A 24,053-nucleotide genomic window follows, 5' to 3' on the forward strand; every position below is an offset into this window, starting at 1 on the left:
GAAAGCCATGGGGCCATCGTGGTGGCAATTTCTGTCCTATACTCTATATGAAACTTATAAAGACTGGCCATCTCGCGGCATAACCGAAAATTAATTCAAATGGATCTCCTCAAGTTGCGTACAGAGACAAAAAAGCCGAGCTAAGCTCGGCATTTTTTCTCCTAAGCTGCTCTTGTCGAGCAAGCTTTAGAATGATTAGCGGTTACCTGAGGTGATCTGCAGGGAGATCATGAACTCATTGGCCTTAATGATAGCGTCCTCATAAGCTGCCCATAAACGTGCAGATGGAACTTGATAGGCCTTAGCGTATTCAAATACACCCTCAAGATTATTGCTTTCCATATCCTCAAGACACTGAATGGTACGGCAAACCAAAGACTGCTTGTTGTTAATCATACGAGTAATAGCAAACAGATAGCGGTCTGCAGAAAGCTCTTCAGAGGTCTTTAATAAGATTTCTGGCAGCAAGAAGAACACACCAGTTTGGAATGCATAGTGACGGTCTTCAGCTGTAGCATTAGGAGAGCGCTTAACTACATAATCAGTGAAATAACCATGCATGAGCAGACGACGATATAACTCATCAATAACATGCATAGATGAACTCTGTACGCACTTGATGTAGTGAGTTAATAAGCCGTGCACTAAGATGGTAGTGTAGTTAGGAATTGGATCGTTCTCAGTTAAGTAACGATAGATATCACTAAGGTTACCTAAGACACGTAAATCTACTTTCTTGAAGCGGTGTACGTGATAGATAACGATCTTTAAGATAGCACGGTTTTCTGCTAAGTACTTCTTAAAGACTGGATAGTTAATCTTTGGTTGGAAGAGCTCGTGTACTAAAGACATGATATCAGCCTGGAAAGGCTCAAGCAGTGCTGGCGACTGCTTAAATGTCATAGTACTACTACTCATTGGAGAGATAACCAAATCAGCTCTATAGCTGGTGGACATCTTGAGCAAGGTGGCTTCATTGGTGCCATAAGCAATGATCTTAAGCCATGGAGCCTTAACCTTAAGCTTTTGGAATACTGCAAGCTGCCAAGCACCTTGATTACCCATATTGATCATGACGTATTCAATATGCAAGATGCCCTTAAGCCAACCGCGCTGCATCACATCCATTAAATCTACGGCAAAGCGAATACCAAAGCGCTTAATCTTGGACATGAAGTCAACTACTTGTACGCTAGGCTCCTGATAAGAAGGAATCTGCAGTACTAAACGTGAAGCAACGCCTTTTTTGACCAGACCAATTAAGGCTGGGTTTACTGGCATCATAACTAAAGCCTTAGCCTTAGTGCCTACGAAGTTGACAATAGAGCGGTTAATAAAGAAATCGTTCAGGAGCGGAGCAACGTGCTGAGGAAGCACACGATCAGTAATGAACTTGCTACCTGATGAGAAACGCAGACGATACATCTGTACAACACGGTGCGCATCATATACAGGTGTACGTGCAATGAGGTGGCAGGCATTTGGATTGTTACCTGCTTGCGCTGCTGCGTCTGCTGGTGATTGTGGCGCTTGTGCACCAGCTTGAGCAGGACGTGCTCCTTGCGGTGCGCCTGCTGGTCTTTGCGGTGCCTGGCCCGGACGAGCCTGTGCAGCACCATTCGCGCCTTGGGCACGAGCTGCCGCAGCAGCTGGCTGTGCTGCTGGATTGCGAGGTGCACCCTGTGCTGGGGCTCGCTGCGGTACTGCTGATGAATTACCTGACATCTGCTCTTTCCGGATGTACAAAACAAATACAAGGGCTACACACTAAGCTTAATGCTTTTGAGTGCAACACGAAACTCTATCTAGTTCGTGACATGTAGAGTCTAAATGATCTTTGGCATAAGAGAAACTCTTATCTATCGCCAATGAGAACTACATGACATAACTAGGGTACTAAATATGAAGCTTTCTTTAAAGTTAGCTAGCATATTTTTGTTTTGAGCTTGTTCACAGTGCATCACTTTAGGTCGTCATACCAAAAGCTAGAGCTATCTATAAACAGCACAATTTCTTCATGATAATACAAAGATCATCATGGTAGAAACATCGGCATGAAAAGAAGAGATACTCACTAAAGCAGAGTCATTCGTCTTTCCTTGCATGCTTAAATTAGTTTGTGCATGACGAGGGAAAATGACACCTCGTCAATAACAATTACAATTTGCAAATGCAGTGCCAAACAAAAGCTGACGTAAAAGCTTGTTGCCTTTCTTTTCACGTCCTTAGCACTACATCACACTCTACTAGATTTTAAAAAAACCACTTAACAGTTGGCCTAATAAAACTCACTGTAGAGCATGCAATTTATAAATCAAAGTTTCACTTCATGAAACCATGTTTTTTATAAACAGGGCTCTTAAACTACGCTTGTCTAGAAACGTTTTTAATAAAGCCTAGCGTCCTGCAACAATATTGAGCACTAATAAGACCTCATTAGTACGCATGATGGCCTTTTCGTGACTGATGAGCACAGATGCAGGAGGAATCTTGTACTTCTGAATGAAGGAGAAAATTCCACTAAGATTGGTGCTCTCAATAGCGTTGATACACTCGATAATGTCAGTGAGAAGCTCACTTTCATAAATACGATCGAAGATATCAGAGTATTCGTCATTTGAAATGACGTCCACCTCTTCTTGCAGTAAGAACAGGTGTAATAAAGAGAACATACCGGCAGCAAAGCCGTATCTCTTTAAATAAGGATCGTTGAATACTTTATTTAAGTACTCAATGAAGTAGCCGCGAATCAGTGCCTGTGAGAAGTTCTCCTGCAGAATGTACTGTGAGGAGATGGTCATTGACTTGACATAATGCAGCATGATGGCACGACCAGCCAAGATCGCAAAGGAACGGCTAGCGCTTGAATCAAGCAGATAGTTGTACAAGTCAGAAGCATTTTGTACCTGACGAGGTGAGGCGTGACGGAAGCGGTATAAGAATACAGCCATATCACGGCTTAAGTCGTCATGACGGCTTAAGAAAGATTGGAATGGAGAGTAATTAGGATTCAGCGCAAACAGTGCGTGAATAAGGGTTAAAACCTCATCCTGCATTGGCTTGAAATGAGCTGGGTCCTGATTAAACTTGAATTGAGGGTTTACAAAAGGCGCATCAAGATAATCAATCTGATGACGATTTAAGTAACCATAGCCCTCAGTATTAACGTCGTTATAGCCAATGGTCTTAAGCCATGGAGCTTTAACCTTCAGACGCTGGAATACCTGTAACTGCTCTGGCACCTTGGCGCTCAGATCAATCATTACGTACTCAATACTTAATACAGCCTTATTCCAATCCTTCTTTAAAAGCAGCATCAGATCAATAGCGAAGCTCATACCTGAGCGACGTAACTTGGTCAGAATATGCAGTGCAGATGGAGTTACTGGCTGTTCTGGGCAAATACGTAATACCATACGGCTTACAGAGTAACGATCTAAGTAATCTAATAAGTCGTAGGTAATTGGCATCATTACCAATACGTTAGAGCGGCGTCCAATGAAGCATGACACACCACGACGGATAAAGTAACCGAATAAAACGTGGTAAACGTGCTCACTCTTAAGAGAGTTTACCTGGAATAGTTTTCCAGCGGTAAACTTGAGCTCGTACATGCTAATGTTGGAGCTTGCATCATAAATAGGAGTACGTGATACCAAGTGACAGCGGTTATTAGAACGCTTGAGCTTGATAAGATGCTCAGGAGATAAACCTGGGTACTCTCTTGCTAACTCTTCTATAGACTTCTCTTGATTAGTCTTTACGCCAGCTCGCTGATTTCTTCTCTGTTCACTCATACGCGATGCATGTGACCTTGTTGACTCATCCACAGGAACTCCTGGTGGTGCCTTGGTAGGTACAATATCATCATTAGGAGCTTCTTGTGCTGCTTTAATAGTACTCTGGAACTTATTATAAGCCTCAGTGGATGAAAATCCTTCAGCTGATACAGTAGGAGCCTGTGAACCGCTTGGCTGATCGAATAAAGGAATATATCCGCCTTTAAGCTCGGTACGAGAATGACCGCCACGCACGGCTACACCAGCCGGAATGCCTTGCTGAGAGCGAACAAATGAAAACTTTGATTGCTGCTTGTATGGAGATGCATTGCCTTGCTTTTGTGCAATAGCCTCTAAAGCCATACGTGCATCATTCCAAATGCTATCGCGTCTATCCTTAGGAATCTGCTTACCAGACACACGATTAGCCAGCATGGTGCTCTTAGTTGTGCGCACGCTGCCAGAGGAAGTGGCCTCAGTAAGATCATTTTGAGTATTAAGAATCTGCTGACGCTGTTCACGCTGCAGATTTAAGATGTTCTGCTTTTGGCGCTCACGCTCAGCACGAGCCTTTTGGAAACGCTCTTGCTGTTCTTTGAGCTGACGACGACGCATTTCCTGTAACTGCATCTTGCGCAGAGCAGGAGATGAAGAAAGCTCTCTAGGTTTGACTAACTCAGCACCACCAACAGCAGTACGTGATGCATTAGATAAAGAACGGGCAGCGAGCTCTTCTTCTTTGCGCTGCTGAATATAACGCTCATCAGCGGCAGTAATGACAGAGCGATTGCCTCTAGCTAAAGTGCCATACTCGCTATCGTATTCTTCTGGTGAAGATGTACCCACAGCGCCACTAGATTGGGTGCCAACTTGACGTGCGTCGAGATACTTATCTGAATAAACAGGCATTGATCCCTTAGCTGCAGCCATCTCACTATCGTTATAGATCTTTCCTTGACCACCGATAACGATTGGACCAGTACGTGGGCCTTGGTTAACGCGCACAGTAGAACCACCAAAGCTGGTCTTATCAGCTAGTGGATCCATATCAAGCTCAACACTAGAGCCTTCACGCAGCTTTTCAGCGTCTGATTGCTCTTGATTGCGGCTAGCCTCAGAGAGCTGCTCGCTAGTAGACTTCAGGAGATCAGGATTAATACCGTAGGCGGCGAGATCTTCTTTAGAACTAGCATCTTCGCCCAGGTCAAAGCCCTGGTCATACCACTCTTCGTTCTTTTTAGAAGACAGTCGACTGCGATCTACGATTGTCGGGGTTTGACTTGCATTATCACGAAAATCGGACATAGCACACCTGAAAAACCTGATTGACTACCCAGAAACAAAATACATGGTCTGCAAACATTACCAACAAAAGCAATGCATAACTTAGGCACACAAGATCATAAGATTATGTTGCATTCACTTAACATGTACCATGTAAAGCAAAAACTAAGTTTAATGGGGTGCAGACACCACATCAGATTATAACGTTTTAGCAAGGGTGATCTCGGATCATTCACACAAGATTGTGACATTGAACAATGTCACTTTATGCGATCTTGCCATCAAATCCCCTAAATGTTGCAATAAGATCAAGATTGCACACATATAAGGTTAATTTTGAATAAGACCAAGATCGTGTGACCAAAACACTACCTCACAAGGCGCATAAGAGCACATCTTAATGAAGTGAGACTCGCTAAGAGATCTGATCAGACTAAGCATTTTTGCATCTGCCCATAGCAGGTCTGTAAGTTAAGATCACCGATCGTGTAAAACGCTCTTAAGCTAAGCGCAATCGTCTAAAACTTAAGAGAAAGTAACGTTCCTTACGAGGGCAAAGATTAATTGCCTTTAAGATCACCAGCATTTTATGGCTAGGCATAACCATATGCTCACCACTAAGGGCCCACAGCAAACTTACAAGCGCAACAACTAATTTGCTACACTCGAGATAAGATCGTCACCAATTGAGCCACTAGAATCTTGCTGCCTTTACTAAAAGACATATTTAAGATCGTGGATATAAAGATCATGACTTAAAAGATCGTCATGATGCATGAGCATAGGTTAAAAGATCTCACAGCCTTTGCTAAACGCGTCGTTAGTATAACTAAGTCATATAAGATCACTAGTCATGGATCAAAACAGTGCTTAGCTAAGCTTGAGCAAATGAACCATAGCAGTAAAAAGATCACCGCTAACATTAGATCAAAAATCGCAACCTAAAATTAAAACATATGCCGATACTAATGAGGGCTCAAAACCTCCTCATTGATACAACATGGAATCACAAAGATCTAAACTTCCCAAAGAAAACTAAACGTCCAATTTTACAAATGATAATTATTATCATGTGAAGATAGGAGTTAGCACAAAGCCCTAGATGATTGTTATGCAGCCAATGTTTGCATCTTTAAGCACACGCTCAACAGCTCATCTTGTGATCTCCCCTTTGATCTCAAGCTCAGCACAGCGCCACAGCTACACCTGCCTTACTCAAGACTCGGCTATTCTAGCCTCGCCTATCCTACCAAGCCGAGCCGAAGCTATCCTGGCATGGCCTACCTAGCCTTGCCTGGCCTAGAGTAGCCTAGACTTACCTAGCTTGGCCTAGCCACCTAGCCTGACCTAGAAGTAGCCTAGACAAGCCTGCCGCCATCCACGCTAGGTTGAACATGCTGCTAAGAGTACTCGCACAAGCACATGATCCTTCTATGAGTTCTACCTGCATTCGCGTAATGCTGCCATTAAGACTATTGCGATGCGATGAGATAATGACAATTTGAATGCTTGGGGAATGCTTTTTGGCTTTGGACTAAGGTTTAAATTGAGAAATGTTTGCTTATTTTTGCCGCAGAGAAATGGGCAGTGGTAGATGGGATATTTTTTGGAGGGCCCAAAAACAAAAAAAGCCTACTTCCGCAGCTCTTGTGAGCTTTGTCAGTAAGCGTCTTCGCGAGGCAAGATTGAAATCTTGCTGCTTTGAATTGGTGCCCAGGGCGGGACTCGAACCCGCACGCTCGCGCACTACCCCCTCAAGATAGCGTGTCTACCAATTTCACCACCTGGGCTTTGTAGATTGTTGTTGAACCGATGTCGTTTCAACACGGGCCATTATAAGGATATTTAAATCCAAGTAAAGCGGTTTTTTAAAGTTTTTGAAAGATTTTTCACAAAAATTGCACACCTATTCGATAAATAAGCCATTTTCAACAAGAAAAAATCTAATACTTTGCTACCATCACTATGCCCAAATATGGCCTTTGAGATATTACTAAGTTCTGTCGAATGCCTAATTGCTTCCTTGTAAGCCTTCTTATGCAAGTCATGGCGTAGCGCTAAAAGCTATGATCTAATGGCACACCCATGGAGAGTGGGATTGTTTTGCTTGTCTTAGTGCTTTGTTGATAGGACTAATGCTAGAACACGAGGACAAAGATAAAGAAAGCGCAAGTGGCGGGAGATAATGCTAGCGCTCCGTACAAATAGCTCTAGCATTATCTTGATTAGCGCTTGGTGCACTATTAGTAGACGTAGGTAAGCTCGCTTGGGCGCATGAGCTGACCTTTTTTACCTGTTAAGAGGAAGTTATAGATTGCATCATAGAGCAGTACGTTCTGTACATACTTTCGAGTTTCCTCAAAAGGAATGGTCTCGATATACATAGCGCTATCACGGTAGATGCCATCGTTTGACCTCCACTGCGGAATACGACCAGGGCCTGCATTATAGGCTGCAGCAGCTAAAACTCGGTTATTATCAAAGCGATCAAGCATCCACTGCAGATAGGTACTACCGTACTTAATATTGGTCTCCGGATCGATTAAGGACTTAGGGCCTTTGTACTGCCACTTTTCTTTCTTAGCAATATCACGTGCAGTGCCTGGCATGAGCTGCATTAAACCAACAGCGCCCGCCCATGATTTAATCTCATGATTCAGCATGCTTTCTTGACGTGAAATACCGTATAAGAAAGATAAGTCTACACCGCTATCTTTAGCAGCCTTTTTATATAACTCTTTGTAAGCAAGTGGGAAGCGATAATCTAAAGCATCCCAGCGCTGAGAGGAGACTACGTAATCAATAGCGTACTTGATGTTGCCAGTTTGCAATGCCCATTGCGCCATGATCATGCCCTCACGCTCTGGTGAGCGCTTTGCAATCTCACGCCACTCAAAGATTGCATTGTCATCATCTAAAGCGATCAGCTCTAAAAAGCGCACTGCAGACTTATTGTGGGCAATGTCCATTGGAAATGAGAACTTATCATCTAGCTTCACGTAGTTATAGGCATAGTCCTTTTTCAAGGTTTGAGCTGCGTAGAAGCCAAAGAATGAACGATCTTTTGCTACCTCGGATAAGATGAGATCAGCCTCATCCTCCTTACCTAACTCATAGGCAGCACGGCCTTTCCAGTAACGCCAATTAATAGATTGTCTAACGTCAGCTGGAAGCTTATCAACTAAAACGTAAACGTTGTCCCATTGAGCAAAGTAAATCGCACGGCGCAGACGCATCTCTTTGAGCTCATCATTCCATGCGACTTCAGGTAAGTTCTTATCTACCCACTTCATATCATCTTGGCTAAAGCGGCGGCCTAAGAAGCTTAAAGCAAAGATACGATAGATATCGACAAGCTCAGCATCTGAAGGGTCATAAGTCTTAATGAACTTTTCAAAGTCATTACGTGCTGAGATTGGCTCCATATTGGCATAGCGGCTAAAGGCTAGCACAGCTACACGATGGTCTGTTGAGCCATTACCTTTTACCTTTTCAAAGAGCTTAGATGGATCCTCATAAAGCTCCATCTGAGCCTTTACACGCTCAGCAAAGCTACTATTAGCAAGCTGCTTGGCTAATGTTTCGGTCGTATCTTGGTAGTAGCGCAGGATATATGCATCCTCATAACGCTTGAGTATAAGCTTATCTGTTAGATAGCCCTTAGCATCAAACAATGCCATTAAGCCATTACAAGTAGTAGGACGCTTTTTTAAATCTAAGTATATGCGAGTAGCAAAGTGCAAGGCATCTTCATTAGCCTTAGATAAAGGCCAGTTTGCCTCATAAAAACGGCACATCTGTGACTTTTGAGCATAGCTAAGGTCACTTACGGCTTTATCATCAAAAGGTTTTGGACCAATGAGGCGTGATAAATTCTTATAGTCACGATTATCAGATAAGTAACGAGCATAACGGTCTTTGAGTAGTTCGCTAAGCTGCTCATGCTCATTACTTTGAATGAACTTTAAGGCTGGCTCGATCTTCTCATCACGAATGTTATAGGCAAGATAGTAGTAATTCAGCCACAGATTAAGTGGATAGCCTTTGAGCTTTTCCTTTTGAATCTTCAAGCCTAAAGCCTCATCACCACGCTTAAATGCGTTCTCTGCTTGTATATAGGCATCGCGCATAGCGCTCACACGGCTCTTTTGCACTGGGTCAAAGAAGTCTAAAGAGTACTTCTTTGCTGACTCGCGCATGGCCTCTTCCATAGTTTGAGCATCAACCTGCTGACTTTCACTGTCAATTGATGCCTGACTCTTAGAGGCATTAGCTGCTAATGCTGGAGAACTTGTGACAATGGCACTGAAACACAAAACACAACCGCAGCTTAAGAGCGATTGAAACACCCGACTAAAACTCAGTGCTCTCATTTTCTTCCTGCCCACACACGGAATCATGCACTATAGAAAGCTTTCTACAGGCATTTTGACCGACTAAGGTAAAACAAAACCAAACTCATTGTATATGAAAACCATCAACTTAGTACGCTTATTGCAAACACGCATCATTGTGGTCATACAAATAGACTCAAAGTGGCTATAAGTCGCATACAAATGCGTTTAAGCTGCATGTAAGAAAACACCCATCTCACCGTCACAGTGCGTATCAAGACGGCCAATACTCAAAGCTGCACACAACACACATGATTGGCCATTGAGTCCATGCTCATAGCTCTATGATTGGGCTTTGAGTTCGTGCACATCACTCCATAAATTGCGGATATGCATAGTAATCAACTTAATGATGTACTGTTTTTGCTACTGAATGAATGCAAAAGCCCCGTACAACAAGTTGCACAGGGCTTTTTGGGTAGACACCAATAGCTACGTTAACTATTTTTGAGTAGCTATTAGTTTCTACTTCAGATAGCTCATTTATGAGGTACTACAGTACGAAGATGTTGTAGTAGCCCACGAAGAGAATGACAGCAATAACTAATGGCAGTACATAACGGAAGTACCAGTAGCACCACTGTGGAATCTTAGGGCCATTACCGGTATTACACTCTTCACGATAGCGCTTGAAGCCCATACCAGTCTTAGCAGTAATAAAGAGAATAAATACGATAGAGCCGATAGGCAGAACAGTATTAGATACGATGAAGTCCTGCAGATCCATAATGGTAGAGGATCCACCAAGAGGATGAATGTCGCTTAGGATGTTAAAGCCCAAGATACATGGTACTGACATCAAGGTAATGATGAGGAAGTTATACGCCACCGCACGTACACGACTGATTGCAAATAAGTCCATGGTCATGGAAATGATACTTTCGAACACAGCAATCAGAGTAGACAGTGCCGCAAAGAGCATGAAGAGGAAGAACAAACCACCCCAGAACCAGCCGCCTTCCATGTTAGAAAATACAGTGGTTAAGGTGATAAAGAGTAAGGATGGACCCTGACCTGGCTCAACGTCGTAGCTAAAGCAAGCTGGGAATACAACGAAGCCAGCAAGCAGAGCAACAGAGGTATCTAAACAGCCAATCAGCACAGCCTCTGAGGTCAGAGAGTGGCGCTTATCCATGTAAGAGCCGAAGATTTCAATAGAGCCCTGGCCTACAGAAAGGGTAAAGAATACCTGACCTAAGGCAGCCCAAACAGCCTGCATCAGACCGTTCTTCTCAATGGAACTCCAATCAGGGTTGAGGTAGTAAGAGATACCCTCAGAGAAACCTGGCAGCGATGCAGAGCGGAAAGCCATAAAGATGAGCATACCGAAAAGTACAAGCATCAGTGGCTTAGTAATACGTTCAACGCCCTTAACCACGCCTAAAGCAACAATAGAGAAGGCAATGAAAGCTACTGAGATCATGCAGACGAACATGATATATGGATTAGCTAGCAGCGATTCAAACTCAACGACTGCCTGTTGCTGAGTAGTACCAGCCTCAAAGTATCCTGTAGCGGTGATTAAACAGTAGTACAAGAGCCAACCTGTAATAACGCCATAGAAAGACATCAGGATATAGCTACCTGGAATCATCCAGAACTTGTTCCAATGCCACTTAGCACCTGGTTGCTCTAACACTTCAAAAGCACGAGCAATAGAGCGGCGTGAAGCACGACCTACAGAAAGCTCTACAGTTAAGAGTGGAACGCCGATTAACAGCAGGAAAATGAGGTACATGATAACGAAGATGGCACCACCGTACTGTCCGGTGATATAAGGGAAACGCCAAACGTTACCAAGACCAATCGCACATCCTGCAGCAATGAGCAGGAAGCCTAAGCGCGATGAAAATTGTTCGCGTTGAGACATAAAAACTCCTAAGAATACCTGCGCTGCTCGAACAAGACCTAGCTTTTGTATTTCATACAATTAAGGCATCTTTAAGCACAACATCAAACTTAATGTAAGTGCTCAAGCGACTACCTTAACTAACCTTGTCGATTATCAAATCAGGTTTACATGATTGCTAACATAATAGTGATATTGCTAAAAGCTTCAACCAACGATCATTTAGTGATCAGTAAGCTGCATTTTTGCGCAGAGAAAAGCTTCCTTAAGTTGATCTACAGCCAAGAGCCTTACTTTTGCCGCCAACGAAGCCTTTGAAGAGCCAATAAAATGGTGATCTTTAGACTAGGTTGTTAGCTTCGTATGCTCTTGGCACATGAAAAGGTTAAAAAGGTGAATAACGTGCTATGAGTTTTTGGTCTCACAACTACGTTGGTGTGCAAAAGTTACTTACCAAAGACCTCAACATAACCCTGAATAAACAGAGCTAAGATGATGATTGGCAGAACAATACGGTAGTAGTTAAGAGCAACGCCTGGAATCTTGATACCGATACCATCGTTGGTCTCACGTAAGTAGCTCTCAAAGCCCCAGCCACGCTTTAAAGTAACAAATAAGATGTAGCAGGTGGTACCAAAAGGCAGAATGTTCTTTGAGAGGATGAAATCGTATACATCCATAATGGTGCTACCATCACCAAAAGGCTGAATATCTGACCAGTAGTTAAAGCCAAGCATGCAAGGCACACCGAGCACTAACACAGTGATGCAGTTATATATCACTGACTTGAGTCGAGAAATACCAAATACCTCAATTGAGATAGCAATGATGTTCTCAAACACTGCAATCAGAGTAGATAAAGCAGCAAAGAGTAAGAACAGGAAGAAAATACCGCCCCAAATCGCACCGTACTCCATGTTAGAGAACACGGTTACTAAAGTAACGAAGATTAAGGCAGGGCCCTGGCCTGGCTCAATTGCATAGCTAAAGCAAGCTGGGAAGATAACTAAGCCAGCAAGAAGAGCAACAGAGGTATCTAAAATGGTGATAGTGAGTGCTTCATAGCCCAAAGAGTATTTTCTGGACATGTATGAACCGAAAATCTGAATGGAGCCAACACCTAAGCCTAAGGTAAAGAATGCCTGACCCATAGCAGCTGAAAGAGCGTTTAAGATGCCCTCTTTTTGCATATTGTCAAAATTAGGCATTAAGTAATATGAAACACCATCAGCAAAGCCTGGCAGGGTAAATGAACGAGCTGCAAGGAAGATGAGCAGTGCAAAGAGCAACAACATCATTGGCTTGGTAATACGTTCAACACCACGCTTTAAACCAAAAGCACACACGGCAAATGAGCTGACAACCACTGTAATAGTACAGATCATCATGATGTCAGGTGATGCAAGTAAGCCACCAAATACCGCACCAGCATCTGCCTGAGTGATGCCTACATCAATGCTGCCTGAGCCTACTTTGAGCATGTAGTAGAGCATCCAGCCAGTTACCATTGAGTAGAAAGACATCAAGATATAGTTGCCTGGGATCATCCAGAATTTATTTAAACGCCACTTGCTACCAGGAGTAAGTTCCTCAAAGGACTTGCCTAAACTGCGTCGCGACGCTCTACCAACTGCTAACTCCATAGTAAGCAGAGGCACGCCGACTAAGAACAGAAAGGCTAAGTAAATCAACACGAAGATCGCGCCGCCGTATTGGCCTGTGATGTATGGGAAACGCCATACGTTGCCAAGTCCAATAGCACAGCCTGCGGCGATCAATAAGAAACCTAAACGTGATGAGAACTGTTCTCTGGCCATTTTGACTTTTCCAAAAGGTGCAAACTCAAAGGACATATCTTGATCATTAAAATGCTAATGAGGCCATGCAAAGCAAGCTTAGACATGGGCTACTAGCGCTTAGCTGATTAGATAGCTACACCCAACTGTTTTTAAAAAAAAGGGCGCGCCTGAGTTTGCAATTTATATCAGGTGCGCCCAGTCCATCATATTGATGGAGGTATCAGTCGCGACATCTCGATAGTTAGTTTAGTTTCCTAAACTAGTGCACGAGGCAAAGCTTATCGTGATGAGGTCTCATGACGGGCGCACATCTTTGTGCGCCTCAGTCTTTTAGACCTTACGCACTGTGTTACGCAATAAAAATGCTGTAATAAGAATTAAGGATGAGGAAAACGATTACTGCTGGAACTACGAAGCGATAGTACTTCAGACCCCATGAAGGCATCTTAATACCCTTACCGGTATTACACTCCTTCAGGAAGTTATCGAAACCCCAACCAGTGCGCCAAGTTACAAACGCAGCATAAATCAGTGCGCCGAAAGGCAGAATATTGTAAGTAACAATGAAGTCTTCAAGATCCAAAATAGTAGACCCTTCGCCTAATGGTTGAATCCAAGATAAGAGGTTGAAGCCAAACAGACATGGCAGACCAATGATTAAAATGGCTGCGAAGTTACCCATAACTGCACGACGACGTGAAGTTGAGAACAGCTCCATAGAGATAGCAATAATGTTCTCAAATACGGCGATTAAAGTAGACAGAGCGGCAAAGAGCATAAAGAGGAAGAATAAACCACCCCATAATGCGCCGTTAGCCATGTGTGAGAATACAGATACTAAGGTAACGAAAATCAGACCTGGGCCCTGACCTGGTTCTACACCATAGGTAAAGCAAGCTGGGAAAATTACTAAGCCAGAGATCAGAGCTACGGTAGTGTCTAAGCATAAGATAGACAGACCCTCAGAGGCTAAAGTACGCTGAGAATCCATGTAAGTACCAAAGATCTGAATAGCACCAATACCAATAGATAAGGTAAAGAATGCCTGAGCCATGGCAGCAGAGAGTACCTCAAAGACACGAGCAGCACCACCATCAGTGATCTTAGAAAGATCTGGCTTTAAGTAGTACTCAATACCAGCAGCAAAACCATCTAAGGTATATGAACGCATAGCAAGGAAGAAGAGCAACGCAAATAATAAGATCATCAGCGGCTTGGTAATACGCTCAACACCCTTTCTTAAACCCATAGAGCAAACGGTAAATGCAATTGCAACTACTGCAAGCATATTCATGAGCATGTCAGATGGGGATGAGAGCATGTGGCCAAAGGACTGACCTGCAGTTGCAGCATCGGAGTTCACACCGAACTCACCAGTAAAGCCTTTAACGCAGTAATAGAGCATCCAGCCTGTAACCACACTGTAGAAAGATAACAGCACATAGTTACCGGCGATCATCCAGAACTTGTTGTAGTGCCACTTGCTATTAGGTGATAACTCTTCAAAAGAGCGAGCAAGAGAACGACGTGATGCACGGCCTACTGCAAGCTCCATCATGAGCAGTGGCAGACCAAGTACAACTAAGAAGAAGATGTAAATAAAGACGAAGATGGCACCGCCGTACTGTCCTGTAATGTATGGAAATCGCCATACATTGCCAAGTCCAATAGCACATCCAGCAGCAATTAAAAGAAAGCCTAAGCGTGATGAGAAGTGTTCACGGGTTGCCATAAAAGGGATCCTTAGTTGACTTACTGAGTCTTTGTCTAAAGCTCATCTATATATGCAATGCATGGGTATAGAGATTTTTAAACAAAGAACGCCTGCTTAGTAAGGAACCTTGACTAGCCGTTTAAACAGGCTAGTACTAGCTAAGAGTGCTGCTAAAGCTAAATTTCCATGTCTCTACATCTTAGCCGTGCCTAATAACTATCACAGCTTACAAGCGACATTGAGCATGGCATCTTAAAAGGCTTGTAGCAATGCGCAAACTTAGCTCATAGCGCAGCTTCAAAACTCATCACGAGTCTCATTTGAGTGCGCAACCTATACTAAGTCTTCCTAGTTTGCACTATTTTTGCCTTTTTTTCAGTATTTTTATGAAATCAATGCAATTTGAACCATGTTTTGACCCAAGATAATGCAAACCTAGGCTGCCTAGTTATAACAAAAATACGTAAAAAGCCCTTAAAAACCGCCAATTTCACTTAAATTTCTACCAAAATCACCCAATTTTCACTCAATTTTCATCTCATCGCCCTACTTTCATCCACAGTGCACTATTTTTACTCTGCACTTTGAATGCCCTCAAAGCCATCATCTCCATACTCTTCAGAGCAAATCTCAAATAAAGCCTAAGCACACGCAATTTTTGAAAAAACTATGCTCTAAACTGAAGTATTTAACGTCAAAGTGTGCAAATCGTGATCTAATGCATCCACCGTTGAAATTGCGCTCTAAAAATTAAAAAGGCACCTTCTATTGCTAGAAAGTGCCCTTATCCTCATTTAGAGGTAAGCATAGCCTCAAGGTAGCTCCTACCTAGGCAGCTATGCTCATATTGTTCTTATGAAGTGAACTACTCTTGAGTTTCTACAGTCTCTTCGGTAGCTTCTTCTTGAGCCTTATTGTTCAGGCCATCTTGCTGGCAAGCCTTGATGGACAGACGAATACGGCCAGTTGACTCTTCAACCTCGAGTACGCGTACACGAACTTGGTCACCAACACGTAAGTAATCAGCAACATTCTCAACACGCTCATCAGCAATCTGAGATACGTGTACTAAGCCGTCACGGCCAGGGAGGATGTTAACAAATGCACCGAACTCGGTGATACGTACAACTGGACCTACGTAATCAGCACCAACCTCAACCTCAGCGGTGAGTTCCTTAATACGTGCAATGGCAGCCTTAGCATTAGCCTCGGAAGTTGCAGCAATGCGTACAGTACCGTCGTCACCTAAGTCGATAGAGGTATTGGTATCAGCCTGGATAGAACGGATATTTGAACCGCCCTTACCGATAACGTCCTTAACCTTATCCTTTGGAATGTTGATCATTACCATGCGTGGAGCAAATGGAGAAAGCTCAGTCTCTGGCTCAGGCATAGCTGATGACATAATCTTTAAGAGGTGGATACGTGCAGCGTGTGCATCAGTTAAGGCCTGCTGCATGATCTCACGAGTAATACCGTCGGTCTTAATGTCCATCTGCAGTGCGGTAACACCCTCGGTGGTACCAGCTACCTTGAAGTCCATATCACCTAAGTGATCCTCATCGCCCATGATGTCGGTTAATACAGCAACACGATCGTCTTCCTTAACCAGACCCATTGCAATACCGGCAACAGCAGACTTACATGGAACACCTGCTGCAAATAAAGCTAAAGAGCCGCCGCAAACAGAAGCCATGGATGAAGAACCGTTAGACTCAGTGATCTCAGAGACTAAACGGATGGTGTATGGGAACTTATCAGCATCAGGCAGCACAGCACGTAAAGCACGCTTAGCTAAACGGCCGTGACCAATTTCACGACGCTTTGGAGAACCGATTAAACCAGTCTCACCTACGCAGTATGGAGGGAAGTTGTAGTGCAGAATGAAGCGATCGGTACGGGTACCAGTCATATCCTCAAAGGTCTGAGCCTCACGCTCGGAGCCTAAGGTACATGCTGCAATAGCCTGAGTCTCACCACGGGTGAATAAAGCAGAACCGTGAACACGTGGCAGAATGCCAGTAGCAACGGTAATAGGACGGATCATACGTAAAGTACGGCCATCGATACGCTTCTCACCAGCTAAGATACGCTCACGTACGGTGGTACGCTCGAGCTCAAAGAGGATGGTAGCGATCTTCTGCTGCATCTCTGCCCACTCTTCCTTCATGGAGGTAACCTTCTCGGTAACTTCCTCAGAAATAGCGGCTAAACGCTCCTGACGCTCAAGCTTGTCAACAATGTAGAAAGCCTCGCCAATAGCATCGCGTGAGAGATCTTGAACAGTCTTAATGAGCTCTTCGTCTTCAGCAGGCTTTTGCCAATCCCATACTGGGCGGTTAACCTGCTCTTTGAATGCCTCAATCTCCTTGATAACAACCTGCTGCTGCTCGTGACCATACATCACAGCACCAAGCATGATGTCCTCAGAGAGGATCTTAGCCTCAGACTCAACCATCACTACAGCCTTCTCAGAACCTGCAACAACGAGGTCGAGGTCAGATACGGCCATCTCAGAAGTGATTGGGTTTAATACATAGCGGCCATCGATGAAGCCAACACGTGCAGCACCTAATGGGCCATTCCATGGCAGACCAGAGGTTGCTAAAGCTGCAGATGCGGCGATGATGGAGATGATATCGGTAGGAACCTCAGGGTTTGCAGACATTACAGTCACAACAACCTGAACTTCGTTAACAAAACCATCTGGGAATAAAGGACGGAGTGGACGATCGATAAGACGAGCAATTAAGGTCTCACCCTCAGAGGCACGGCCTTCACGACGGAAGAAGCTTACTGGGATCTTACCAGCAGCATAAGCACGCTCTTGATAGTTAACAGTAAGAGGGAAGAAGTCACGACCTTCAACTGCGTCCTTGCGCTTACAAACTACGGTAGCAAGAACGGTGGTGTCGTCCATGGATGCCATAACGGCAGAGTCAGCCTGACGACCGATTGCACCTGTTTCTAAAGTAACGGTATGACGACCATACTTAAAACTGCGGGTGATTGGCTGTAAATTCATTAAATAATTCTCCGGTCTGGAAGTTTTCATTACCTTGAGGCCATACCCTGCTGTTCTAAGCAACAGACTAATGCACAACAACTTACAGTCTTAAACACGCATAGCTAAAAGAGAATAACTAGCAGGCTGCGCCTATTAGCAGTAGCACTAAGCTACTGTTAAGTCCTCATGCTCTTAACCCTATGCTTGAGAATGTCCTTGGCATAAAGCTCTTGCTTTTTTTTTCTAGCAGCGAGTTAATGCTCTAAGCTACATCCTCACATGACGCTTCAAATGGTTAAGCGCAATGCAAGCTATGCCGTATAGGCTTAATAAAGGTAAAACTTAAACATCCAGACGATTTACAGTTCGAATAGAGTTCTTTTGGTGTTGACACATCGACAGCACGAAGAAACTGTTAGCAAATAGCTGAAAGTGCAACAAAATCAGCCATTTGCTAACAGTTCCCGACCCTAAATTGAGTACGGCTGAACAAGACCGTGCTCAGGGCAATCTCTACGAGCTTGTACTCCGATGAGCAAAACTAATTTGAAAGCTGAAAAACAGCTAATCAGATATTATAAGAAAAACAAGCACTAAAGGCACTTAACTTTTGCTGATAGTGTCGTTTAAGCCAAAATTTTTACACTACAGCGCTTGCAAAAAAGCCAAATAGACCAGCTCTCTCTTCTATAAGAACACAATAACGGCCTCAATTGACCCTTTAGACAACCTCTAAAGACGTTCATCTGTCCCATACAGATATCTCAAGCAACTATTTGCAACAGCAAGTAGACAACAAGTACCACGTCTTATCTTATTTAAACAGCTCCTCGCCATATGACCATATCTCACAAGAAAAAAGCCAAATAGAGCAATGCAGATTGAATATATGCAAAAGGAGAGTCTATGGCTCTTCCACACATAGTTTCTTGTATCTACGGTATTTGCTAATTTGATTGCACCTCATGTAACAATATGCAAATACAGCAAATTTTGCATAACAAAATTGATATCAAATTATATTTGGCTTAATTACCTTGTTGCAAATAATGCAACTCTGCAAATATTTACATTTAATGTACGCAAATTTGGTGGTAAGTTCACATAAAAATGAAATATAGATCATACTATTGCAGCGCTTTACAATCTTTTCATGTATTTGCAGATTCATTTCATATAATGCGAAAAACTTAGATAAATCGCATATATAGGCTTTGCGATTCACCTATCACGACTTGTTAATTGAAACTTTGTTGTTGTGCAGTTATCTGCAATTAGGAATGTCTATGTCTAGCAAAATGTTTCTATGGGCACTTTCATCAGCCCTAGCAGGATTTCTGTTCGGTTTTGATACCGTTGTTATCTCTGGTGCAGAAGCCAAGATTCAGAATTTATGGTCCTTATCAGGAGCCATGCACGGCTTTGCCATTAGCTCTGCCTTATGGGGAACTGTGCTTGGCGCTCTGTGCGGCAGCGTGCCAACTAATAAGTACGGCCGTAAGAAGACTTTAATCTTTAACGGTGTGCTTTTCTTTGTATCTGCAGTTGGCTCAGCTGTAGCCTGGGATCTGTGGTCATTTACCTTCTTTAGATTCATCGGTGGCGTTGGCATCGGTATTTCTACTGTGGCTGCTCCTCTATTTATTTCAGAGATCTCCCCTGCTAAGCACCGTGGTCGTCTCACTGCTCTTTTCCAGTTCAACATCGTATTCGGTATCTTAATGGCCTTCTTGTCTAACTACATTATTGGCCTTATCTTCGACGATACTGTTGCTTGGCGCTACATGTTAGGTATTGAGGCTGTACCTGCACTGCTTTATATGATTATGTGCTTGCCTCTACCTGAGAGCCCTCGTTATTTAATCACCAATAAGAATGATGAGGCTGCTGGCCGTGCTGTATTTAAGCGCATTAATGAAGACTATTCAGATGCACAGATCGACGAATTAATTGCCGAAGTAAAGGATGCTGCCTTAAAAGACTCTCAACAAGCTAAAGTTAGCGACATCTTTACCAAGAAGCTTATGTATCCAATCATCTTTGCTTTCTTGATTGCCGCTTTCAACCAGCTTTCTGGCATTAATATCATTCTTTACTTTGCACCACGCCTTTTATCTTTAGCAGGTATTGAAGATCCTTTAAGTGCCTCTATCACATTAGGTGTAACTAACTTAATTTTCACCTTCATTGGTCTCAAGCTTATTGATGTTATCGGCCGTCGTAGCCTGCTTATCTTAGGCTGTATTGGCTACTTAGTATCGCTAAGCGTTTGTACCTACGCCTTCTTGCACTTTAACGATCTTAAAGTGGTAAGCACCTCTATTGATATGCTCAATGGATCAGCAGCTTTAGAGCAAACTACCAATGAAAACATCTATATGACTGAAGAAGATCGCCAGAACAAGATGCAAGAGTTTGCTATTGCTAAAGAAAAGTTCTTGGCAGTAAATGATCAGCTTAAAGAAAATGGCTTAGGCATTAATATTGAGCCTACCTCTAATGCTCAAGAATTAGCTAGCGCCGCTGTACAACTCAAGTCCCAAGCATCAGAACGTCTTGGCTTTACATCTAGCATGCTGTTAATTTGCATGATCCTCTTCATTGCAGCTCATGCTTTAGGCTCAGGCACCATTATTTGGGTATTCGTCTCTGAGATCTTCCCGGCACACTTCCGTGCAGCTGGTCAGGCAGTAGGATCATTTACCCACTGGATTTTTGCTGCCGTACTGACCTTAGTCTTCCCAATCTTTATTGCTAACTTTGACGTTGGCTATATGTTCGCTTTCTTTGCCCTCATGATGTTACTGCAGCTACTTTGGGCTCTCTTCATCATGCCAGAGACCAAGGGTAAGACTTTAGAGGATCTTGCCTCCAACCTCGTGAAGTAATCAATACTCGCATATCTTGTCCGAGGGTCTACAACTTAAGTTGTAGGCCCTTTATTTTTGCCTAAAACCAACTGTTAATTGCTCCACACTATCTACAATCAGCATCTTTGCCTTGATACTTTGATGGCATCTTAGATACTTGAGGCGGATTTTAGGCAATAAAAAAGGCGACCTAGTGGTCGCCCCTTTTTGAAAGCACTAAAGCTTTCAGAAGCCGCACAATGCGGCTCGTTGCGCTGAAGCGCAGGCCTAAGCCTAGCGACGCAGCTTTAACTTCTCAACGATATCTAAGTAACGCTGGTGGTCGTTGCTCTTTAAGTAGTCTAAGAGACGACGACGCTGAGCTACCATGCGGAGAAGACCACGACGTGAGTGGTGATCCTTCTTGTGTGCCTGGAAGTGAGGCTGTAAATCAGCAATACGGTAGGTTAATAAAGCGATCTGAACCTCTGGGGAGCCAGTATCGTTCTCGCCGCGTGCGAACTCAGTAACGATCTTGGCCTTCTGCTCAACAGATAAAGACATGGAAATGCTCCTTTGTGAAAAGATGCGCCCTTTCCGATCACAAACTCAGGAAGGGTAAACTACGAGGGCACAGTCTATCATGCTTTTGACGAAAATCAAGTAAAATCGCTACTTTTAGCACCCTAAAGATCACTACAGCTATGATCTTAGGTGCCGCATTTCCTTATACCGTTTTCTCTTTTCATTTCGCATCTGATCCTCGCAAATAAGCTATGATCTTATGGGGATTATCAAGGCATAGTTGCTGAGCTTGGCTTTTTATCTTGGCGTGCAGTTGCGTGGGTTTGGCGTGTACCTATAGTGCACCGCCGCATGGGATTGGCGTGTATCTAGAGCGCATATTCGCTCGAGATTTGCTAGTGGCTATAGCGCACGAACGCTTGGGGCCGGTATCGAACCTAGAGCGCATAAACAAAGAGGGCATAGCCGCTCTTGTGTGCAGCTATGCCCCCTGTGTATAGGCCTATGCCTGAATTGATTTAAGCTTAGGTAAGCAGTGGTTTTGGTAGTTTATCTGCCATTGCTCTCTAAGGTGAACTTACCAATTACATTAGCCTGATTGGTAGCTAAGTCATTAAGCTGATGCATGTTGGTCTGAAGCTCAGACATCTGCTCGTAGCTATCCTCAGCAAGCTTGGAAATATGGGCAATGGATAAGTTAATGTCAGCAGCAGAGCTACTTTGCGTCTGACATGAGGCCACAATCTGCTCAGACATATCTGAAATGGTGGCAATAATACCCATAATCTCCTCAATTGAGGAGTTAGCAAGTGAGCTTTGCTGCAGAGAGTTTTCCATCTCGCTTTCACACGTAGCCATCACCTCAACTGAGTTTGTTACTGCTGCCTCAAGGTGGCTGATAGTATCAGAAACTTCCTTGGTGCTCTTAGCAGTACGAATAGCTAGCTCACGAATTTCGTCAGCCACGATCGCAAAGCCCTTACCAGACTCACCAGCACGTGCAGACTCGATAGTTGCGTTTAAAGATAGCAAGTTAGTCTGATCTGCAATTTCAGCAATGGTTTGAACGATGGACTCAATCTGAGTACTCATCATGTGAATCTTGTTAATAGCTTCAGAGGAGGCTCTTAAGCGATCTGAGAGAGTATGTGTGGTGGTAATGTTATCTTGCATGGTGCGGCGGCAAGTATCGGATGCTGCCTCAGCACTCTTAACTTCTTCTAAGGTTGCTTTTGCAAACTCGGTAACATTATCAACTGACTGCTCCATCTCAGAAGTAGCAGTAGCTACATTCTGTGCAGTATTTCGCTGTACAGAGATAGCCTCATTAGTTGCATCAATCGAACGTTGATTGGTGTTAACCATCTGATAGAGCTTGTTAACGTCGCTCTTAACTAATCTTAAGGTACCGTTGGTATTGTCGAGCACTAAGTCAACTAAGCGAGCAATAGAACCGATCTCATCACGAGCCTGCAGATCTACTCTATCACTCAGGTTGCCACGAGCCATAGACATCAGGCGCTTTAATAAAAGACCAGTGTCACGACGTAATGAGTGGCGAATAGTGATATTGGTTAAGATCACAACCACTAAAGAGATAGCTACACCTAAAACTAAGGCGTATTGGATCCACACCATGATGCGATCAGCCTCAGCCTGTCGTGACATACTGACGCTATTTAAATCAGTAATGAGCATACGCAGTTCATATAAAACTGGCATGGAATGGTTGGTGAGCTGTTCGTAAGCTAGCTTTTGTGCCTCTTCTGGCTGATTCTTGTACGTGCTCATGATTGCAGCAGTACTGTTTAACAGACCGTTGATATGGCCATCTAAATTGGACATGTAATCATTAGAAAATTTACGGCTTAACTCTTCATTGTTGAGACGATCAACCTGAGATTGAAGCTTTTGTAAATTGGTCTTCAAGATAGAGGCAGTGTCATTGATCTTGGTTGATAAATTGCCAACATTACCTGAACCAGAAACAACTTGACGTACATTCTGCTCAATATGAATGATGTCGCTGCTAATAGCATCAGAAGTACGTAATACGGCACGCACACCACTGCGTGCATCGGTATCAGTAACCTGTGATTGAGCCATAACAATCACAACGGTAGTAGCAACAAAGAAGAGGAAGAAGGTTAAACCGACGCACATATAAAGTCTATGAATAATAGACATGTCGGAAAAACGCATCTTGAACAGAGAAGAGAAGAACGGCAGGTGAGGACGAGAAAGGTTTACCTGTGTCGTCTTAGCAAATTCCTTATCAGATAACGCAGAGGTATCTTTAATTGGATTTGCTACTTTTGCATCTGTATCGTTTAAAGCGCCTTCAACCTTGTTATTTGTTGAAGATGTATTGATCTCAGACATAAGTAATCCTGCTGTCGTTTCAGCACCGAAAGGGCTGATCTAAATCTTTTTCTAGCCAACATCACTTAAATGCAAATGCTTATACCTAGCGCTGATTAGTATGCAGGACACAAAGCTTGCGCAAACGTAGATGCGCACTCCTATGTATGTCAATGATTGCATAGCATCAAGCAGTATCTTCTTTAAAAAGCAAACGCTTAAGTTAAGATTAGGTAGACACTAGTGATGAGCAACAATATAGATGTTGTAAAACTCTTTGCGTTGAACTTTCAGCCCATTCTCTCCTGAGGCCTAGAAACTGCAACGTCTTATATTCTTGATACAACATTACTCTACTTATCTTAGCACTATTTGTATAAATGACACTTTCGTAATTTGATAAATAAATGTGGAACGCACAAATCAATCACAATAGAGGTGCTAATTACCTAAACAAAGGAACACAACGATCCTCAGTAGTGCAGTAAAGTG

General features: G+C 43.4%; 10 protein-coding genes and 1 tRNA gene. 1 reads left to right on the forward strand and 10 read right to left on the reverse strand.

The features are described 5' to 3' along the window. Positions 1-195 precede the first annotated feature (195 nt). From RDO37_RS05080 to pnp, 8 genes are all read right to left on the reverse strand, one after another. Complete coding sequence (locus tag RDO37_RS05080; protein ID WP_027938913.1) at positions 196-1,725, reverse strand: hypothetical protein; 1,530 nt, start codon at positions 1,723-1,725, stop codon at positions 196-198. A 671-nt stretch (positions 1,726-2,396) separates the two neighbouring features. Beyond that, entirely contained in the window at positions 2,397-5,084 is a 2,688-nt protein-coding gene (locus RDO37_RS05085) for a hypothetical protein (protein WP_308498339.1), read from the reverse strand. Between the two features lie 1,686 nt (positions 5,085-6,770). Further along, a tRNA-Leu gene (locus RDO37_RS05090) sits at positions 6,771-6,853 on the reverse strand. Between the two features lie 453 nt (positions 6,854-7,306). Further along, positions 7,307-9,379 (reverse strand): transglycosylase SLT domain-containing protein, encoded by a 2,073-nt coding sequence (locus tag RDO37_RS05095; RefSeq protein WP_308498340.1) that lies wholly within the window; start codon positions 9,377-9,379, stop codon positions 7,307-7,309. A gap of 571 nt (positions 9,380-9,950) precedes the next feature. Continuing rightward, positions 9,951-11,327 (reverse strand): sodium-dependent transporter, encoded by a 1,377-nt coding sequence (locus tag RDO37_RS05100; RefSeq protein ID WP_308498341.1) that lies wholly within the window; start codon positions 11,325-11,327, stop codon positions 9,951-9,953. Between the two features lie 425 nt (positions 11,328-11,752). After that, complete coding sequence (locus RDO37_RS05105; protein ID WP_281710314.1) at positions 11,753-13,123, reverse strand: sodium-dependent transporter; 1,371 nt, start codon at positions 13,121-13,123, stop codon at positions 11,753-11,755. Between the two features lie 331 nt (positions 13,124-13,454). Further along, positions 13,455-14,837: a sodium-dependent transporter gene (locus tag RDO37_RS05110; protein ID WP_308498342.1), complete on the reverse strand. Its 1,383-nt coding sequence runs from the start codon at positions 14,835-14,837 to the stop codon at positions 13,455-13,457. Between the two features lie 847 nt (positions 14,838-15,684). Next, entirely contained in the window at positions 15,685-17,844 is a 2,160-nt protein-coding gene (gene pnp / locus RDO37_RS05115; RefSeq protein WP_027939269.1) for a polyribonucleotide nucleotidyltransferase, read from the reverse strand. Between the two features lie 1,268 nt (positions 17,845-19,112). Here pnp and RDO37_RS05120 point away from each other — a divergent pair. Beyond that, positions 19,113-20,714, forward strand: a complete 1,602-nt coding sequence (locus tag RDO37_RS05120; protein ID WP_308498343.1) for a sugar porter family MFS transporter — start codon at positions 19,113-19,115, stop codon at positions 20,712-20,714. A gap of 255 nt (positions 20,715-20,969) precedes the next feature. On the opposite strand, the gene rpsO is transcribed toward RDO37_RS05120, so the two are convergent. Beyond that, complete coding sequence (gene rpsO, locus RDO37_RS05125; RefSeq protein WP_027939271.1) at positions 20,970-21,239, reverse strand: 30S ribosomal protein S15; 270 nt, start codon at positions 21,237-21,239, stop codon at positions 20,970-20,972. Positions 21,240-21,749: 510 nt separating this feature from the next. Then, positions 21,750-23,582, reverse strand: coding sequence for a methyl-accepting chemotaxis protein (locus RDO37_RS05130; RefSeq protein WP_303073543.1), 1,833 nt, complete (start codon positions 23,580-23,582; stop codon positions 21,750-21,752). Positions 23,583-24,053: the final 471 nt, after the last annotated feature.

Origin of the sequence: uncultured Anaerobiospirillum sp. (assembly GCF_902485895.1) — a bacterium.
In the GTDB taxonomy this organism is placed as follows: Bacteria; Pseudomonadota; Gammaproteobacteria; order Enterobacterales; family Succinivibrionaceae; genus Anaerobiospirillum; species Anaerobiospirillum succiniciproducens.

Bases quoted from the DNA above. Each gene is read 5' to 3' on its own strand.
- RDO37_RS05110 (WP_308498342.1), bottom strand. From the start codon at position 14,837: ATGGCAACCCGTGAACACTTCTCATCACGCTTAGGCTTTCTTTTAATT.
- RDO37_RS05085 (WP_308498339.1), bottom strand. From the start codon at position 5,084: ATGTCCGATTTTCGTGATAATGCAAGTCAAACCCCGACAATCGTAGAT.
- RDO37_RS05120 (WP_308498343.1), top strand. From the start codon at position 19,113: ATGTCTAGCAAAATGTTTCTATGGGCACTTTCATCAGCCCTAGCAGGA.
- rpsO (WP_027939271.1), bottom strand. From the start codon at position 21,239: ATGTCTTTATCTGTTGAGCAGAAGGCCAAGATCGTTACTGAGTTCGCA.
- RDO37_RS05105 (WP_281710314.1), bottom strand. From the start codon at position 13,123: ATGGCCAGAGAACAGTTCTCATCACGTTTAGGTTTCTTATTGATCGCC.
- RDO37_RS05130 (WP_303073543.1), bottom strand. From the start codon at position 23,582: ATGTCTGAGATCAATACATCTTCAACAAATAACAAGGTTGAAGGCGCT.
- RDO37_RS05080 (WP_027938913.1), bottom strand. From the start codon at position 1,725: ATGTCAGGTAATTCATCAGCAGTACCGCAGCGAGCCCCAGCACAGGGT.
- RDO37_RS05100 (WP_308498341.1), bottom strand. From the start codon at position 11,327: ATGTCTCAACGCGAACAATTTTCATCGCGCTTAGGCTTCCTGCTCATT.
- pnp (WP_027939269.1), bottom strand. From the start codon at position 17,844: ATGAATTTACAGCCAATCACCCGCAGTTTTAAGTATGGTCGTCATACC.